Origin of the sequence: Spirillospora sp. NPDC048819, from assembly GCF_040650055.1 — a bacterium.
Lineage (GTDB): Bacteria > Actinomycetota > Actinomycetes > Streptosporangiales > Streptosporangiaceae > Spirillospora.
The window spans coordinates 78065-94190 of record NZ_JBEZGN010000035.1; the positions used below are offsets into that span (position 1 = coordinate 78065).

The window sequence follows — 16126 nt, forward strand, 5'->3', positions numbered from 1 at the left end:
ATGGGGGAGAACACCGAGATCACGCCGTTCCGCGTCGATGTGCCGCAGGCCGATCTGGACGACCTCCAGAGCAGGCTCGCCCGCGTCCGCTGGGCCGACGAGCTGCCGGAGGACCAGGTCACGACGGGGCAGCCGTCCGGGCCCGTCCAGCCGGGCTGGGAGTACGGCGTCCCGGTCTCGTTCGTCCGCGACCTGGTCGCCCGCTGGCGCGAGACCTACGACTGGCGCGCCTGGGAGGCCAAGATCAACGGCTTCCCGCAGTTCACCACCGAGATCGACGGCCAGCTCATCCACTTCGTCCACGTGCGCTCGCCCGAGCCGGGCGCGACGCCGCTGATCCTCACCCACGGCTGGCCCAACACCTTCGTCGAGTACCTCGACCTCATCGGCCCGCTCACCGACCCGCGCGCCCACGGCGGCGACCCGTCCGACGCGTTCCACGTCGTGATCCCGTCCCTGCCCGGGTTCGGCTTCTCCGGCCACACCCGCGAGAAGGGCTGGGGCGCTGCCCGCACCGCCGACGCCTGGCACGAGCTGATGCGCCGCCTCGGCTACGAGCGCTACGGCGCGCACGGCAACGACGCCGGCGCCATCGTCAGCCCCGAGATCGGACGCCGCCACGCCGAAGCGGTCATCGGCGTCCACGTCAACCAGATCTTCTCGTTCCCCTCCGGCGACCCCGCCGAGTTCGAGGGCCTCACCCCCGAGGACATGCAGTACCTGCAGTTCCTCCAGGGCTTCGTCGAGCATGCCATCCACGACCGCGCCCAGCAGGCCCAGCCGCAGACCCTCGCGCACGCCCTCGCCGACTCGCCGTCCGGGCAGCTCGCCTGGATCGGCCAGCTCCTCGGCGGCGTCCCCGACCCGGACGTCGTCCTGACCAACGCCACGATCTACTGGCTGACCAACACCGCGGCGTCCTCGGCCCGCTTCTACTACGAGAACGCGCACGAGGAGAAGGCCACCGAGCCCACCACGTTCCCGATCGGGCTGGCCTCGTTCGCGTTCGACTTCCGGCCGCTGCGCCGCTTCGCCGAGCGCGACCACCGCAACATCGTCCACTGGAGCGAGTTCGACCGGGGAAGCCACTGGTCCGCCCACGACGCCCCCGACCTCCTCGTGGGCGACATCCGCGACTTCTACCGCAAGCTCGGCTGAACGCCGGCGGCGAGCGGCGCGTCCCGGCGCGGGACACGCCGCCCGCCCGTCTCGGCCGGGACTGCGGCGGGACGGGCGGCCGGCGCGTAAGCTCGAAGCGACCCGCCCTGAGCTGCCGCGTCGCGCCAGGGCCCGCCCCGTCCCGACCGCGACAAGAGTGAGACCGTTGAACGAATATGTGCTGACCCTGTCTTGCCCGGACCGGCCCGGCATCGTCGCCGCTGTCTCGGGGCTGCTGGCCGAGCGCGGCTGCAACATCCTGGAGAGCCAGCAGTTCGGCGACGCGGACTCCGGCACCTTCTTCATGCGGGTGCAGTTCGCGGTCCTGGACGACACCGACCCGGACGAGCTGCGCGGCGCGTTCGCGTCCCTGGTGCCCGAGCTGGGGCTGCAGTGGCGCCTGGACGCGCTGGCCGACCGCCCGCGCGTCCTGATCATGGTGTCGAAGGGCGGGCACTGCCTGAACGACCTGCTCTACCGGACGCGGTCGGGGCTGCTCGACATCGACATCGTCGCGGTCGCGTCCAACCATCCCGACCTGCGGCCCCTCACCCAGTCGTACGGGATCGACTACCACCATCTCCCGGTCGGGTCCGGCGGCAAGGCCGCGCAGGAGGCGGAGATCCTGACGCTGGTCGAGCACTACCGCGCCGACCTCGTCGTCCTCGCCCGGTACATGCAGATCCTCTCCGACGACTTCTGCGCCAAGCTGCCCGGCGCGATCATCAACATCCACCACTCGTTCCTGCCGAGCTTCAAGGGCGCCCGCCCCTACCACCAGGCGCACGCGCGCGGCGTGAAGCTGATCGGCGCCACCGCCCACTACGTCACCGCCGACCTGGACGAGGGCCCGATCATCGAGCAGGAGGTCGCGCGCGTCGACCACACCCACAGCCCGGAGGAGCTGGTGGCCGTGGGACGCGACGTCGAGTGCCTCGCCCTCGCCCGCGCGGTCCGCTGGCACTCCGAGCACCGCGTCCTGCTCAACGGGGACCGGACGGTCGTCTTCCGCTGACCGGTTTCCGCTGACCGGTCCGCCGGCCGGCGCGTTCGGTCAGGCGAACGCGTGAGATGTCGGCATGGCGTGTTTCACTCCACGTGACAATGCCTCACCATGGGTGACGATGTCGGACGTGCCGATTGGCTCACGGGGGTGGCCATGACGGAGACGCTGGTCAAGGACCTGATCGAGGAGGCGCAGAGCAGACGGCAGGCGCGGCGGCTCGCCGTCCGCGAGTTCCGGCCGCGCCGCGCGTTCGCCGGGGTCGCCGCAGCGCTGCTGGTGACCGTCGCCGGCGGGGTCGCCGCCATCGAGCTGCTGGCCGCCGCGCTCGGCTCCGGCGTCCACCCGGTGCCGGGCGTCGCCGTGGTCGCGGACGCGCTGCGGCGGCTCTCCTGGCGGGACCCGGACGTCCTGCTGGGGTCCGGCGCGATCGCCTTCCTCGGCCTCGCGTTCCTGCTGGCCGCGCTGCCCGGCCGCCTGCGGGGCGTCCCGCTGGACGGCTCCGACCCGCGCCAGGCCGGCGTCATCGGACGGGCCGCCCTGCGCCGCACGGTCGCGGACGCGGCGCTCGGCGTCCCCGGAATCGACAGCGCCCGGGTCCGGGGCCCGGGCCTGTTCCGCAGGGGTCTCGTCGTCCGGGCCGTCACCGGCTACCGCAACCCGGCGAACCTCGCGGACCTCGTCCACCTCGCGGTCGACGCACGGCTGGACCGGATCGAGCCGATGCACCGGCCCCAGGTCGACGTCCGGCTCGGCTGGCGGAGGGACTGAGATGAAGATCGCGATCGCGGTGGTCGGGGCGGTGCTGTTCGCGTGCGGCGCCACGGCGCTCGCCGCCGGCCTCGGCGCGTTCGGCGCGGCGGAGCGTCCGCTGCTCGACCCCGCCCTGGCCCGGTTCGCCGGCGACCACGGCTGGTTCCTGCCGGCGGCCGCCGGCGTCGCGGAGATCCTGGCGCTCGCCGGTCAGCTGTGGCTGGTCGTCCAGGCCCGGTACGCCGTCCACCAGTGGTGGCCGGACGTCGACAGGCAGACCCGCGACCGCGCCAGGGCCGCCGCCGGCGACCTGGTCCGGGCCGCGCGCGAGCTGCCCGGCGTCCACGGCACCCGGGTCCGGCTCACCGGCACCGCGGACAGGCCCCGGCTGCTGCTGAAGGTCGCCTGCGCCGGCGACACCCTGGTCGGCGAGGTCTACGGGGAACTGGGCGCGGGCCCGGTCGAACGCTACCGCCGCGCCGTCGGCATGCCCGACCTGCCGGTGGTGATCCGCTTCCGCCCCGACCTGCCGCGTCCCGGGAGACGCCGCCCGCAACCCGAGGCCGCCTGACGCGGACCGCCCGGCCGGGCGCGGGCCAACGGGGCGGCGCCCGTCCGGGAGTCCTTGCCCGTAGGGGCGCGGACTTCCGGACGGGCGCCCGCGCCCTGGGCAGACGCCCATGTGCCGGCGGAGCGGGCACATGCACACGGCGGGCGCCTGCGCTCGGGAGGAGCCGCAGAGGTCGGAGGCGAGCGGTCGGCGGGGGACGGAATGCTGTGCACCCGTCACTATGCGCGTTCTGATGTGACTGGTCACCCTTGTGTACATTTCGTTCACGGTGAGTCCGAGAACGAGAGGTGCGCGTGTGCGGCGTCCCGGATGGACGGTTCCCAGCAGCTGGAGCCTGGCGCGGCAGCTGCTGGTGCTGCAGGCCGCGATCGTCGGGCTGCTCGTGACGGCCGGTGCGACCATGGCCTACCTGGACGCCGGGCGGTCCGCGGACGACGCCGCCGCGCAGACCGTCACGGCCGTCGCGCAGAGCATCGCGGACGCGGACAACGTCCGCACCGCGCTCGCGTCCCCCGACCCCAGCCGGCTGCTCCAGCCGTACGCCGAACGCGTCCGCCACGACACCGGCGTCGACTTCATCACGATCATGAGCCCGGCCGGGATCCGCTACACCCACCCGAACCCGTCCCGGATCGGCGGGCGCTTCGTCGGCAACACCGGGCCCGCCCTCACGGGGCTGACGTTCACCGAGACCTACACCGGGACGCTCGGCCCGTCCGTCCGCACCGTCACACCCGTCTACGTCGGCGGCCGGATCGTCGCGCTGGTCGCGGTCGGCATCACGATCCGCGTCATCTCCGCGGAGCTGCGGGAGCGGCTTCTCTACCTGGTCGGCGTCGCCGCCGCCGTCCTCGTGGTCGGCGTGGGCGGCAGCTACCTGGTCGCCGCCCGCCTGCGCCGCCAGACCCGCGGCGTCGCGCCCGGCGAGCTGCGCGAAATGTTCGAGTACTACCAGGCGATCCTGCACACCGTCCGGGAGGGCCTCCTCCTGCTGGACCGGTCGGGACGCGTCGTCCTCTGCAACGACGCCGCCCGGGACCTCCTCGACCTGCACCCCCCGCAAGTGCCCTCAGCCGAACTGCGGGGACGGCTCGTCACGGAGCTGGGCCTGCCGGACGAGCTGGTCGCCACCCTTGTCTCACCGGAGCCGCGGCCGGACGAGATCCACGTCGCCGACACGCGCGTCCTCGTCGTCAACACCTCGCCCGTCCGGTCGCGGGACCGGGCGATGGGCAACGTCGTCACCCTGCGCGACCACACCGAGCTGCAGGGGCTGACCGGCGAGCTCGACACCGTGCGCGGGTTCGCCGAGTCGCTGCGGTCGCAGGCCCACGAGGCGGCGAACCGCCTGCACACGGTGGTGTCGCTGGTGGAGCTGGGCCGTACCGACCAGGCCGTCGAGTTCGCCACCGCCGAGCTGAAGACCGCGCAGCGGCTCACCGACCGGGTCGTCGGCTCGGTGACCGAACCGGTGCTGGCGGCCCTGCTGCTCGGGAAGTCCGCGGAGGCGGGGGAACGCGGCGTCGACCTGGTCGTCACCGAGGACACCGTGATCGAGTGCGTCGCCGAGCCCCGCGACCTCCTCACCATCCTCGGCAACCTCATCGACAACGCGGTGGACGCCGCGCTCGCGGGCGCCGACGTCCGACCGCCGCGCGTGGTCGTCCGGGCCCGGAAGGACGGCGGCGCGCTCGTCCTGGAGGTGTCCGACAGCGGGCCCGGAGTGGATCCGGACGCCGTGCCCGAGATGTTCCGGCGCGGCTGGACGACCAAGACGTCCGGCGGGCCCGTCGGCCACGGCCTCGGTCTCGCGCTGGTCGGGCAGGCCGTCCGGCGCCACGGCGGCGACGTTCACGTGGGGCACGACGACGGCGCCGTCTTCACCGTCCGGCTGCCCCTGGACCCGCCATGATCAGAGTGCTCGTCGTCGAGGACGACCCGGTCGCCGCGGAGGCGCACCGCTCCTACGTCGAGCGCGTCGCCGGCTTCGCCGTCTCCGGCGTCGTCCACTCCGGGGCCGACGCGCTGCGGTTCTGCGAGCGCACCGCCGTCGACGTCGTCCTGCTGGACTTCTACCTGCCCGACACCCACGGCCTCAAGGTGTGCCGCGCGCTCCGCGCCGGGGGCAGCGACGTGGACGTCATCGCCGTCACCTCCGCCCGCGACCTGGCCGTGATCCGGTCGGCGGTGTCGGTCGGCGTCGTCCAGTACCTGCTCAAGCCGTTCACGTTCGCGTCGCTGCGCGACAAGCTCGACCGCTACGCGCGGTTCCGGGAGCGGGCGGTCGGCGCGGGCGAGGTCAGCGGCCAGGCCGACGTGGACGGCATGCTCGCCACCCTCCGCACCCCCGACCACCGCTCGCTGCCCAAGGGCATGAGCGGCGAGACGCTGCAGGCCGTCACCGAGGTGCTGAGCGGCGCCGCCGACGGGCTGTCGGCCGCGGCGGCCGCCGACCTGACCGGCGTCTCCCGCGTCACCGCCCGCCGCTACCTCGAATACCTCGCGGACAACGGCCTGGCGCACCGCCGGCCCCACTACGGCCAGGTCGGCCGCCCGGAAATGCGCTTCTATCCCGGGTAGACGGGGTACGCATGGGGCGAGGGTGAAACGACTTCGGGGGAGTTGTCGTGAACGACAAGCCAGACAGGGCCGACGACAAGGCGACCGGGGACACCGAGCCGGAGCACGGGAAACGCCCGCCCCGCACCGAGGGCAAGGGGCAGAAGAAGAAGCCCGGCGACGCCGCCCGCAAGATGCGCGAGATGTTCAAGGGCCAGGCGCCGCCGCGCGACGCACGCGCCGCGCACCGCGACGGCGGCGCCCGTTCCGCGCCGGTCGAGTAAACCGACGTTGACCCGCTTTTTCTCCGATAACGCGGTTCGCCCGGTCTGCGGCGAGCAGTAATCGCACATCAGCCGAGGCATGGGGGAACGTCATGAGCCAGGATGATGCGCGGGTCGCCGGTCAGAGCGCTGCCGGGACGATGCGCAAGCGCGGCGCCGACGGAGGCTCCAGCGAACTCGTCACGTCCGACGGCAGCACCCGGATCGCCGACGCCGTGGTCGCCAAGATCGCGACGATGGCCGCCAAGCAGGTCGGCGGCGTGCACGCGATGGGCACCGGGATGTCGCGGACGCTCGGGTCGGTCAGGGAGCGCATGCCCGGGATGACGACCGACAGCACGCAGGGCGTCGCCGTCCAGGTGGGCGAGCGCCAGGCCGCCGTCGACATCGACCTCGTCGTCGAGTACGGGCTGTCCATCCCCGACCTCGCCGGCGCCGTGCGCACCAACGTCGTCAACGAGGTCGAGCACATGTGCGGCCTGGAGGTCGTCGAGGTGAACATCACCGTGGACGACGTCCACGTCGCCGGTGAGGATGTGGACGAGCGGCCCGAGGAGCCCCGGGTTCGATGATCGCCTGGACGAACGACGCGGGCCTGTTCCCGCAGCCCAGGTCCGCGGCCGACACGTACCGCCGCCACAACCCGGCTCGGGACGACCACCGTCCGCACCCGCGCCCAGACGATTCCGTGCCCCGTGGACTTGGTGAGGGATCGTCCGGCGGGATCGGCCCGGGTTCGTCTCGTGAGCGCGGCCCGGGATCGTCCGGGGGGCCTGGCGCGGAAGCTGATGGTGTGGTGAGGGGCATGGGCGCACAGGCCGGGGTCGGGGCTGAGGGGCCGCAGGCGGTCGCCGGTTTGGCCGAGCGGGTCGCCGAGGCGGCCATGACGTGTCCGGACGTGCTGGGGCTGACGGCCGGTCCGCGCGGCTGGATCGCGACGTATCGGGCCGGGCCGCCGCTCGCGGGCGTTGCGGTGCGTTCCGGTGAGGTCGAGGTCGGGGTCGTCGTCCGGTACGGACGGCCGTGTGCCGAGATCGCCGACGACGTCCGGCGGGCCGTGCGTCCGCTGGCAGGTCGGCGGCGGGTCGACGTACTGATCGGGGACCTGGCCGATGACGGCTAGCGCGGACGCCCGGTGGGCCCGCCCCGCGGCCGGCCGGGGAGCGCCGCACCGGCTCGCCCGCGCCCGCGGGCGGCCCGCCGGGCGGAGCGCCTGCCGGACGAAGGCGGGTGACCGCCGTACCGGCGGCGGCCCGGACGCGAGGGGGAGATCGGGATGGACATGAGACTGCTGTGGCCGCTCGTCGGGATGGCCTTCGGGGTGGCGCTCGGGTTCGCCGGCGCGTTCGGCGGGTTCGGGCCGTTCTTCATCGTCCTGTTCCTCGGCGCGCTCGGCTTCCTGGTGGGCCGCGCCGTCGAGGGCGATCTCGACCTCGGGCGGCTGATCGGCACCGGCCGGCGGTCGCGATGACGGCCGCGGAGCGGGGCAGCACGACGATCAGTGAACGGGCCGTGGCGCGCATCGTGGCCGAGGCCGCGGGGGAGGTCGAGGAGTCCGGCGGAGTCGGCCGGAGCGTCCTCGGCGTGCCTGTCCCCGGGCGCCGTCCGGCCCGCACCGAGGTCCGGGTGAACGGGGACATCGTCACCGCCAGGGTGGCGATGTCGGTGGCCTACCCGATGCCGGTGCGCGAGGTCGCGCGGCAGGTGCGCGAGAGCGTGCGCGGACGGGTGGCGGAGCTGACCGGCCTCACCGTCCGGCAGGTGGACATCGACGTGTCCGAGCTGGGGAGCGCGGCATCGCGCGAGAGGACCGTGCTGTGACCGTGCAGGCCGCGCCTCGGACCACCGAAGAGCGGCGTGAGCCGAAGGGCAGGACGCGCAAGGCCGACCGTGCGGCGAAGCGCGCGTTCCACTCGCGCCGGGTGCGTCCCGCCATGGTCGGTGCGCTGCTGCTCACGGCGGCGGGCGTGCTGACGGCGATCGAGGTCATCTCGGCGCTGCTCGACCGTCCGGCGCGGATCTTTCCGTACGGGTGGGTGCGGGACGCGGCGTGGGACGACTGGTACGCACTCGCGATCTTCGGCGCCCTGGCGCTGCTCGGCCTGGTCTTCTTGCTGGCGGCGCTGCTGCCGGGCAGGTCCCGGATGGTCCCGCTGCACGGCCGCGATCCGAGCCTGATGATGGGGGTGAGCAGACGCGGGCTCAAGCGCGCCGTCGCCGCGGCCGCCGAGGAGGCGCCGGGGGTGTCGGGCGTGCGGCGGGTCCGGCTGCGCCGCCGCCGGGTGAAGGTGGTCGCGAAGACGCCCGTGCGCGAGCCCGCCGGGCTGGACGAGGGCGTCACCGCGGCCGTGCGCGACCGGCTCGACCGCCTTGAGCCGCTGCCCGGCCGGTCCGTCCGGGTGCGGCTGACGCATCAGGGGACGTGATGGACCGCCGTCCCGCGCGCATCAACCGCACCGGCCTGACCCTGCTCGGCGCCGTCCTCGCCGCCGCCGGGGGCGCGGGCCTCGCCCGGGGCCTGGGCGCCTTCGGGGACGGGCGGGCCTCTTCCCCGGTCCTCACCGGCGGGGCGCGCCGCTTCGCCGAGGACAACGCCTGGTTCTGGCCGGCCGTCGCCGCCGCGGCGGTCGTCCTGGCGCTGCTGGGGCTGGCGTGGCTGCTCGCGCAGGGACGCACGGGGAAACTGCCGGGCCTCGCGCTGGAGCCGGACGCCGAGGCCGGGACGACGCGGTTGTCGGCCAAGGCCCTCGCCGGCGCGCTCGAGGCCGAGATCGGCGAGTATCCGGGCGTGCGCAAGGTGCGGGCCCGGCTGGTCGGCTCGTCGAGGCGGCCCGAGCTGCGGCTGAACGTCGCCTACGAGCGGCTCGCGGACCCCGCCGAGCTGCGCCGGCGCGTCCAGGACGAGGCCGTCCCGCACCTGCGGGCCGCTCTGGAGCGTGATTCGGTGCCCACGGTGGTGCGGCTGCGCCTGGTGCCCGGAGAGCAGTCCCCGACCGTCATCTGATCCTTGACGACACTTTGGTATCCATTGAGGGCTTTGTGGAGGTATTGGGGTTAATGTCCGAAGTGAACGTGACGTCGAGGGCAGAGGAGGCATGCTTGTCCGACCTTGAAGTCTCGGGCGGCTCCACCACGGGGTCCTTCGACGTATGGAGGGATCAGACGGACCACAGCATGGGCCCCTCCCGCTGAGCGGCCCGACCGCCCGGGGGTCACGACGGTATACGCCGTGACCCCCGGGTTCCGTCTGTCCGGGCGCTTCGCCGCGTCCGTCACGAAGCGCCGTGCCTGTCCCGGCCGTTACGCTGATCCGATCATGGGTGACTACTTCCAGACGCTGGTGGACGTGCAGGCCGGCCCCGACGAGGCGGAGCGTCTGGCACGGGACGTGCTGGACTGGCTCGTCGCCTCGGGCGTCGTCGCCGCCGGGCGCACCGACTGCGTCCTGGGCGCCGATCTCGGGCACCCGCCCGGTCCGCGTGCCGATGCGGTGCTGGACGGCGAGGGGTATCCCTCCTGGCGGGACCTCTGGACGAACGGCCTCGACATCGCGACCGGGCGAAGTGTGTTCGACGCGGGACAGGGCGAGCCCAGCGCCGTCTCCTGTCCTCATTGCGCCACCACGATCGAGCTGGTCGACGAGGGCTACGAGCTCGTCCGCGAGGCCTGGGAACCCTTCGGCGAGGCGATGACGGAGTGGTCTGAGGGGCGCGACGGCATCATCGCCTGTCCCGCTTGCACGCGCGCCGTCGAACCGGCCGCGTGGCGGTGGGCGGACGACTACTTCGCCTTCGGGCATCTCGGGTTCACGTTCTGGAACTGGCCGCCGCTGCGGCCCGAGTTCGTCGCCGAGTTCACTCGCCGCCTGGCGGGGCATCGCACGGTGCTGCTCGACGGGAAGCTCTGAGTTCCGGGGACGTCCCCTTCCACGCGGGTGTGAGGCAGAGCACCGGGGAGTAGGTTGTGTTTTCCAACTTACTGATCGCATACTTCGATAGTGAGTTGGAAAACGCAACGGAGGTGAGGTCATGCGGGACGCGGTGATCGTGGAGGCGGTGCGCACCCCCGTGGGCAAGGGCAAGCCCAACGGGATGCTGCACGAGGACTACCCGGCCGACCTGCTGGCACGCACGCTGAAGTCGCTGGTCGAACGCGCGGGCATCGACCCGGCACAGATCGACGACGTCGTGGGCGGTGTCGTCACCCAGGTCGGCGACCAGGCGCTCAACATCACCCGCACGGCCGTCCTGGCCGCCGGGTTCCCCGAAAGCGTCCCCGCGATGACCGTCGACCGGCAGTGCGGCTCGTCCCAGCAGGCCCTGCACATCGCGGCGCAGGGCGTGCAGAGCGGCGCGTACGACATCGCGATCGCGTGCGGCGTCGAGTCGATGTCGCGGGTCCCGATGGGGTCGAACGTGCTGCCCGGCAGCAACCCGTACGGGACGATGCTCGGCGAACGCTACCCGGACGGCCTCGTCGGCCAGGGCATCAGCGCCGAACTCATCGCCGCCCGCTGGGACCTGTCCCGCGAGGAACTCGACGCCTACGCCCACGAGTCGCACCGGCGCGCAGCCGAGGCGTGGAAGAACGGCGAGTTCGACCGCGAGGTCGCCTGGCCGGGGCAGCGGGACGAGACCGTCCGCCCCGGAACGTCCCCGGAGATCCTCGCCGGGCTCAAGCCCGCCTACTACGACGAGCGCACGGCCGAGCGGTTCCCCGAGATCGGCTGGAAGATCACCGCGGGCAACGCGTCCCCGATCAACGACGGCGCCGCCGCCGTCCTGGTCATGGGCGCCGACGTCGCCGAGCGCCTCGGCCTGCGCCCCCGCGCCCGCTTCCACGCGTTCGCCGTGACCGGCGACGACCCGCTGCTGATGCTCACCGCGATCATCCCGGCGACCGAGAAGGTCCTCGACAGGGCCGGCCTCGCACTAGCCGACATCGACCTGTTCGAGGTGAACGAGGCGTTCTCACCCGTCGTCCTCGCCTGGCAGCGCGAGACCGGCGCCGACCTCGCGCGCGTCAACGTCCGCGGCGGCGCGATCGCCATCGGCCACCCCCTCGGCGCCAGCGGAGCCCGCATCATGACGACGCTGCTGCACGCCCTCGAAGACCGCGGCGGACGATACGGCTTGCAGACCATGTGCGAGGCCGGCGGTCTCGCCAACGCCACCGTCATCGAGCGGCTCTGACAGACGAGCCGACCAGACCCCACAGCCGGTGCGGACCCGGCTCGGCGCCGACCGGCACCGGGCAGTCCCGTCGCCGCGTCCTCACACCCGCGCCGCCCTCGCACCCGCGCCGGCCTCGTGCCCCGTGCCGGCCTCGTGCCCCGTGCCGGCCTCGTGCCCGTGCCGTCCTCGTGCCCGTGCCGTCCTCGTGCCCGTGCCGTCCTCGTGCCCGCGCCGGCCTCGTGCCCGTGGGTCCTCGTGCCCGCGGGGTCCTCGTGCCCGTGGCGTCCTCGCGCACGCGCCGGCCCGGCCCGTGGGCGGCGAGGGCATCAGACCGGCGAAGGCAGGCGGGCAGCGGACTAGGCTTCCCGGTATGCCGAAGGACGCCCATCCACGCGAGTGTTCGGTCGCCGACACCCTGGACCTGGTCGGCGAACGCTGGAGCCTTCTCGCGATCCGCGAACTCAGCTACGGGGTGCGGCGCTTCGACCAGATCGTTCGCAACACTGGCGCGTCCCGCGACATCCTTGCGTCCCGGCTCCGCAAGCTGGAGGCGAACGGCATCATCCGCCGCGAGCGCTACAGCGACCACCCGGTCCGCCACGAGTACCACCTGACGCCCGCGGGCGTGGAACTGTGCGACGTCCTGCTCGTCCTCATGAAGTGGGGCGACCGCCACCTGCATGCGGACGACCCGCCCGTCCGCTGGCAGCACTCCTGCGGCCACCCGGTCAGCCCCATGGTCATCTGCCGCCACTGCGGCAACGAGGCCCGCCGGGGCGCCCACTCACCCACCGGCCGCGGCACCGTCACCTCCTGACCCGGCCCGCGCCTGCGAGGGCCAGAGCGCGCAACGAGGCAGGACGAGATCGGCGCTTGCGACCGCCGAGCCCCGGGCCGGCTCCCGCGCGCCGATCTCCCGCCCGGGAGGCGCGCCCATGACGGGACGGCGCACTCAGCCGCTCCCGTGCCCGAGGATGAACCCCGCACCATCGGTGCGCATCTCACACAGGAAGTGGGCCGGCCACGGACAGGCTCGGCCCTGCTGCTTGGAGAAGGTGAGCCCGATAGCAACGAGCGAAGGTGCGGGGCGCGACTACGGGTGGCTCGTATTCGGCGTTCTGTTCCTCGTGGCGGCGCCGTTCCTGGGCCTGTCCGCTTGGGGACTGTTCGCCAACGGCAAGGCCTGGGCGGCGACCTACGGCATGACCGGGACTTCCGGGACGGTGACCATCACGGGCCTGAAGCACAATGGCGGACATAGGTCACCGTCGACGTGCCAGGGGGATTTTCTGCCTGATCGAGGCGTTGGCACACCCGGCGTCAAGGTGGAGCACTCCGGCGAATGCCGGCGGGACCGGAGGCTGCCCGCACGGCTGGCCGGCGGGACGGCGTACGAGCCCGGGGCGTGGAGTTGGAGCCGCCTCGTGACGACCTTGCTGAGCACGGTGCTCTTCCTGCTCGCCGGACTCGCGACGTTCGCGTTCGGTGGTTCCTTCCTGCAACTGGGCGTGCGGCACTTCAGACGTCCGGAGTGAACCCCGTCAGCCGGGCCCGCCGCCGAAGCTGATCTCGTTGCCTTCCGCGTCCCGGTAGGTCACCTTGGTCACGCCGTTGTCGTACGTCTCGCGCTCCGCGGGTTCGATGCCCCGCCCGGCGATCCCGGCGACCCGGTCGTCGAGGTCGCTGACGAACGACAGCACCATGGCGTTCCCCGCCCGTTCCGGTTCCTGCACGATGTAGATGTACCGGTGCTCGGCCACCTCCCACACCGCCTCGATGTCGTTCGGCAGAAACGACGGCGGCCCGCCGAAGAACCGCTCGTACCACGGCAACGCGGCGCCGTAATCGGTGACGGGAATGCCGGCGAAGAGATCCAGTGCCATGTCGTCCTCACTGTGGAGCCGATGTGTCGCCGATACCGACCTCCACGACGCCGCGAACTCATCGCCGCCGACGAAGGCAGCCCACCCGACCCGCCGGAGGTGCTCAGGAAAAGGAGCATGACCGATGTGCACCCCGTGCGTGGCAGCGACGGCACCGGAACGTGACCTGTACACGATGACGGGTCGGTAGCGTCGGCGTCCGGGATGCCGCGACGGGCGATCGACCGGCCCGCGCGAACGGTGATCAGACAGCCGCCTTGAAATATCCGTCTGGTGTGCGGGTACCGCTCGGTGGTCGGCTTTTCTTCGGCCGTGTGTCTTGTTCGGGTGCGCGCCGATCGTCTAGTTCATGAGGGCGGACGTCCCAGCCCAGAAGGAGGTGGAGGCACCGTGCCGGACGAGGACAAGAAGCGAGCAGCGCACCGAGCCCTGGTGGATCGCGTGCTGAGCGGAGAGGGCAGGGCGTCGGCGGAGCAGCGGGCGCGTGCCTTCGCCAACGACGGCCTCCCCCCACCGCTGGACGCGCTGATCGGCAAGGTCGCCGACAGCCCGGCGCAGGTCACCGAGGCGGACCTGGCTGCGGCGAAGGCGTCGGGCTGCACCGAGGACCAGCTTTTCGAGCTGGTGATATGCGCCGCGGTCGGCCAGTCCGCCCGGCAGTATGAAGCCGGACTGGCGGCCCTGGCCGAAGCGGCCGTCCAGGGGAGGCCGGGTCATGCGACTTGACATCCTCGACCACGGCTACCGCCGCAGGACCAAACTGCTGTTCGCGCTCATCCGGCGGTTCTCCGGGCACCCGGTGCCGGACGCCGCCAGGCTGGTCTTCTACCGGCCCGGCTTCTACGGTGCCCGCGCCAAGGAGTTCACCCATGAGGCGATGCGCGGGCCGTCCGACTGGTCGGTGGGCGACCGGGAGCTGATGGCGGCCTACGTGTCCAAGGTGAACGAGACCGCGTTCTGCATCCGCGCGCACACCGCGACCGCGAGCCAGGCGTACCAGGACGGGCCGCGGGTCGCGGCGGTGCTGGCCGACCTCGAATCCGCGCCCGTCGAGGAGCCGCTGCGGGCGACGCTGCGGATGCTCGGCAAGCTGACCCGGGAGGGAAAGGTCGGCGCCGAGGACATGCGGGAGGTGCTCGCCGCCGGTGTCTCACCCCAGCAGGTCAAGGACGCGCTGGCGGTCTGCGCCGCCTTCAACGTCACCGACAGGCTCGCCGACGCCTTCGGGTTCGAGGTGCTCAGCCCCGAGGGCTTCGAGGCAGGGGCAAAATACCTGCTCAAACGCGGCTACCGGTAGCGAGCCGCACGCAACCGGCCTCCGCCGGTCAGCATTCGATGACGTTGACGGCGAGGCCGCCTCGGGACGTCTCCTTGTACTTGTCGAGCATGTCGCGGCCGGTGTCGCGCATGGTTTTGATCGCCTTGTCCAGGGAGACGAAGTGGCGGCCGTCGCCGCGGAGGGAGATGCGGGCGGCGCTGATGGCCTTGATGGCGCCGACGGCGTTGCGTTCGATGCAGGGGACCTGGACGAGGCCGCCGACGGGGTCGCAGGTGAGGCCGAGGTTGTGCTCGATGCCGATCTCGGCGGCGTTCTCGACCTGCTCGGGGGTGCCGCCGAGGACCTCGGTGAGGCCGGCGGCGGCCATGGAGCAGGCGGAGCCGACCTCGCCCTGGCAGCCGACCTCGGCGCCGGAGATGGAGGCGTTCTGCTTGAACAGGACGCCGATCGCGCCGGCGGTCAGGAGGAACCGGACGATGCCGTCGTCGTCGCAGCCGGGGACGAAGCGGTCGTAGTAGTGCAGGACGGCCGGGACGATGCCGGCGGCGCCGTTGGTGGGGGCGGTGACGACGCGGCCGCCGGCGGCGTTCTCCTCGTTGACGGCCAGCGCGAAAAGGGTGACCCAGTCCATCGCGTGGAGCGGGTCGGACGCCTTCTCGGTCGTGAGCTGGCGGTGCAGCTGGGGTGCGCGGCGGCGTACCTTCAGGCCGCCGGGCAGGAGGCCCTCGCAGGTGCAGCCGCGGGTCACGCAGGCGCGCATCACCTGCCAGAGGTTCAGGAGGTCGTCGTGGATCTGCCGGGACGTCCGGCCGAACGCCTTTTCGTTCTCCAGCATGAGGGCGGAGATCGACAGGCCCGTCTCCCGGCAGCGTTCGAGGAGTTCGGCGGCCGTGTCGAAGGGGTGGGGGAGGGTGGTGTCGTCGGGTTTTATGCGGTCGGCGCCGGTGGCGTTCTCGTCCACGATGAAGCCGCCGCCGACGGAGTAGTAGACCTTTGTGCGCAGTTCGCCGCCCGAGGAGTCGAGGGCCGTGAAGCACATGCCGTTGGGGTGGCCGGGCAGCGATTTCTTGCGCTCGAAGACGAGGTGTTCGTTGACCACGAAGGGGATTTCGTGGTCGTTGAAGAGGCGCAGAACTCCGCGTTCGCGGATTCTTGCAAGGCGGTCGTCCATCCCGTCGACGTCGACGAGTTCGGGTTTGTCGCCTTCGAGGCCGAGGATGACGGCCTTGTCGCTGCCGTGGCCCTTTCCGGTGAGGCCCAGGGAACCGTAGAGGACGGCCTGGACGGACGCGGTCTTCTCCAGCAGTCCGTCCTGGTGCAGGCCGCGGGCGAAGCGGTGTGCGGCGGCCATCGGGCCGCCGGTGTGGGACGAGGACGGGCCGATCCCGATTTTGAACAGGTCGAAAACGCTGATGGCCATTGCTACTCCGTTGTAGCTTGCGCCCCCTCCCGGGGTGGCAGG

General features: G+C 72.5%; 21 protein-coding genes. 19 read left to right on the forward strand and 2 right to left on the reverse strand.

All coding sequences use genetic code 11. The features are described 5' to 3' along the window. From AB0C35_RS35130 to AB0C35_RS35210, 17 genes are all read left to right on the forward strand, one after another. Entirely contained in the window at positions 1-1158 is a 1158-nt protein-coding gene (locus AB0C35_RS35130; protein WP_358465820.1) for an epoxide hydrolase family protein, read from the forward strand. 166 nt (positions 1159-1324) lie between these two features. Then, a complete protein-coding gene (gene purU, locus AB0C35_RS35135) occupies positions 1325-2173 on the forward strand; it encodes a formyltetrahydrofolate deformylase (RefSeq protein WP_358465822.1) in 849 nt (282 codons plus the stop codon). A gap of 144 nt (positions 2174-2317) precedes the next feature. After that, complete coding sequence (locus AB0C35_RS35140) at positions 2318-2932, forward strand: DUF6286 domain-containing protein (protein ID WP_358465824.1); 615 nt, start codon at positions 2318-2320, stop codon at positions 2930-2932. Between the two features lies 1 nt (position 2933). Further along, entirely contained in the window at positions 2934-3485 is a 552-nt protein-coding gene (locus AB0C35_RS35145; RefSeq protein ID WP_358465826.1) for a hypothetical protein, read from the forward strand. Positions 3486-3780: 295 nt separating this feature from the next. Continuing rightward, on the forward strand, positions 3781-5397 hold the full coding sequence (locus tag AB0C35_RS35150) for a sensor histidine kinase (protein WP_358465828.1): 1617 nt from the start codon (positions 3781-3783) through the stop codon (positions 5395-5397). Then, positions 5394-6065, forward strand: coding sequence for a response regulator (locus AB0C35_RS35155; RefSeq protein WP_358465830.1), 672 nt, complete (start codon positions 5394-5396; stop codon positions 6063-6065). The genes AB0C35_RS35150 and AB0C35_RS35155 overlap by 4 nt, the downstream gene beginning before the upstream one ends. Before the next feature lie 47 nt (positions 6066-6112). After that, positions 6113-6328 carry a hypothetical protein gene (locus tag AB0C35_RS35160; RefSeq protein ID WP_358465832.1) on the forward strand — a complete coding sequence of 72 codons (216 nt, stop codon included), beginning with the start codon at positions 6113-6115 and terminating at the stop codon, positions 6326-6328. 140 nt (positions 6329-6468) lie between these two features. Further along, a complete protein-coding gene (locus tag AB0C35_RS35165; RefSeq protein ID WP_358465897.1) occupies positions 6469-6900 on the forward strand; it encodes an Asp23/Gls24 family envelope stress response protein in 432 nt (143 codons plus the stop codon). A gap of 233 nt (positions 6901-7133) precedes the next feature. Then, on the forward strand, positions 7134-7451 hold the full coding sequence (locus AB0C35_RS35170) for a hypothetical protein (protein WP_358465834.1): 318 nt from the start codon (positions 7134-7136) through the stop codon (positions 7449-7451). A gap of 168 nt (positions 7452-7619) precedes the next feature. Further along, complete coding sequence (locus AB0C35_RS35175) at positions 7620-7799, forward strand: hypothetical protein (RefSeq protein ID WP_358465899.1); 180 nt, start codon at positions 7620-7622, stop codon at positions 7797-7799. Further along, positions 7796-8149: an Asp23/Gls24 family envelope stress response protein gene (locus tag AB0C35_RS35180; RefSeq protein ID WP_358465836.1), complete on the forward strand. Its 354-nt coding sequence runs from the start codon at positions 7796-7798 to the stop codon at positions 8147-8149. Before AB0C35_RS35175 ends, AB0C35_RS35180 begins: the two co-directional genes overlap by 4 nt. Beyond that, positions 8146-8754 carry a DUF6286 domain-containing protein gene (locus tag AB0C35_RS35185; protein ID WP_358465838.1) on the forward strand — a complete coding sequence of 203 codons (609 nt, stop codon included), beginning with the start codon at positions 8146-8148 and terminating at the stop codon, positions 8752-8754. Before AB0C35_RS35180 ends, AB0C35_RS35185 begins: the two co-directional genes overlap by 4 nt. Next, complete coding sequence (locus tag AB0C35_RS35190) at positions 8754-9332, forward strand: alkaline shock response membrane anchor protein AmaP (protein WP_358465840.1); 579 nt, start codon at positions 8754-8756, stop codon at positions 9330-9332. The genes AB0C35_RS35185 and AB0C35_RS35190 overlap by 1 nt, the downstream gene beginning before the upstream one ends. Positions 9333-9644: 312 nt before the next feature. Continuing rightward, a complete protein-coding gene (locus AB0C35_RS35195) occupies positions 9645-10235 on the forward strand; it encodes a hypothetical protein (protein WP_358465842.1) in 591 nt (196 codons plus the stop codon). Between the two features lie 121 nt (positions 10236-10356). Beyond that, complete coding sequence (locus AB0C35_RS35200; protein ID WP_358465844.1) at positions 10357-11520, forward strand: thiolase family protein; 1164 nt, start codon at positions 10357-10359, stop codon at positions 11518-11520. Positions 11521-11872: 352 nt separating this feature from the next. Beyond that, entirely contained in the window at positions 11873-12319 is a 447-nt protein-coding gene (locus AB0C35_RS35205) for a helix-turn-helix domain-containing protein (protein WP_358465846.1), read from the forward strand. A 229-nt stretch (positions 12320-12548) separates the two neighbouring features. Further along, positions 12549-13037, forward strand: coding sequence for a hypothetical protein (locus AB0C35_RS35210; protein WP_358465848.1), 489 nt, complete (start codon positions 12549-12551; stop codon positions 13035-13037). Between the two features lie 6 nt (positions 13038-13043). On the opposite strand, the gene AB0C35_RS35215 is transcribed toward AB0C35_RS35210, so the two are convergent. Continuing rightward, on the reverse strand, positions 13044-13385 hold the full coding sequence (locus tag AB0C35_RS35215; RefSeq protein ID WP_358465849.1) for a VOC family protein: 342 nt from the start codon (positions 13383-13385) through the stop codon (positions 13044-13046). 390 nt (positions 13386-13775) lie between these two features. On the opposite strand from AB0C35_RS35215, the gene AB0C35_RS35220 reads away from it, so the two are divergent. Continuing rightward, on the forward strand, positions 13776-14111 hold the full coding sequence (locus tag AB0C35_RS35220; RefSeq protein WP_358465851.1) for a hypothetical protein: 336 nt from the start codon (positions 13776-13778) through the stop codon (positions 14109-14111). After that, entirely contained in the window at positions 14101-14682 is a 582-nt protein-coding gene (locus AB0C35_RS35225) for a hypothetical protein (protein ID WP_358465853.1), read from the forward strand. Before AB0C35_RS35220 ends, AB0C35_RS35225 begins: the two co-directional genes overlap by 11 nt. Positions 14683-14710: 28 nt before the next feature. Here the strand turns inward: AB0C35_RS35225 and AB0C35_RS35230 are convergent, their stop codons facing one another. After that, positions 14711-16084: an L-serine ammonia-lyase gene (locus tag AB0C35_RS35230; RefSeq protein WP_358465855.1), complete on the reverse strand. Its 1374-nt coding sequence runs from the start codon at positions 16082-16084 to the stop codon at positions 14711-14713. Between the last annotated feature and the right edge of the window lie 42 nt (positions 16085-16126).

Excerpts from the sequence above, each read along its gene's own strand:
- AB0C35_RS35130 (WP_358465820.1), top strand. The coding sequence starts at position 1 with ATGGGGGAGAACACCGAGATCACGCCGTTCCGCGTCGATGTGCCGCAG.
- AB0C35_RS35140 (WP_358465824.1), top strand. The coding sequence starts at position 2,318 with ATGACGGAGACGCTGGTCAAGGACCTGATCGAGGAGGCGCAGAGCAGA.
- AB0C35_RS35145 (WP_358465826.1), top strand. The coding sequence starts at position 2,934 with ATGAAGATCGCGATCGCGGTGGTCGGGGCGGTGCTGTTCGCGTGCGGC.
- AB0C35_RS35155 (WP_358465830.1), top strand. The coding sequence starts at position 5,394 with ATGATCAGAGTGCTCGTCGTCGAGGACGACCCGGTCGCCGCGGAGGCG.
- AB0C35_RS35165 (WP_358465897.1), top strand. The coding sequence starts at position 6,469 with ATGCGCAAGCGCGGCGCCGACGGAGGCTCCAGCGAACTCGTCACGTCC.
- AB0C35_RS35170 (WP_358465834.1), top strand. The coding sequence starts at position 7,134 with ATGGGCGCACAGGCCGGGGTCGGGGCTGAGGGGCCGCAGGCGGTCGCC.
- AB0C35_RS35180 (WP_358465836.1), top strand. The coding sequence starts at position 7,796 with ATGACGGCCGCGGAGCGGGGCAGCACGACGATCAGTGAACGGGCCGTG.
- AB0C35_RS35190 (WP_358465840.1), top strand. The coding sequence starts at position 8,754 with ATGGACCGCCGTCCCGCGCGCATCAACCGCACCGGCCTGACCCTGCTC.
- AB0C35_RS35195 (WP_358465842.1), top strand. The coding sequence starts at position 9,645 with ATGGGTGACTACTTCCAGACGCTGGTGGACGTGCAGGCCGGCCCCGAC.
- AB0C35_RS35200 (WP_358465844.1), top strand. The coding sequence starts at position 10,357 with ATGCGGGACGCGGTGATCGTGGAGGCGGTGCGCACCCCCGTGGGCAAG.
- AB0C35_RS35205 (WP_358465846.1), top strand. The coding sequence starts at position 11,873 with ATGCCGAAGGACGCCCATCCACGCGAGTGTTCGGTCGCCGACACCCTG.
- AB0C35_RS35215 (WP_358465849.1), bottom strand. The coding sequence starts at position 13,385 with ATGGCACTGGATCTCTTCGCCGGCATTCCCGTCACCGATTACGGCGCC.
- AB0C35_RS35225 (WP_358465853.1), top strand. The coding sequence starts at position 14,101 with ATGCGACTTGACATCCTCGACCACGGCTACCGCCGCAGGACCAAACTG.
- AB0C35_RS35230 (WP_358465855.1), bottom strand. The coding sequence starts at position 16,084 with ATGGCCATCAGCGTTTTCGACCTGTTCAAAATCGGGATCGGCCCGTCC.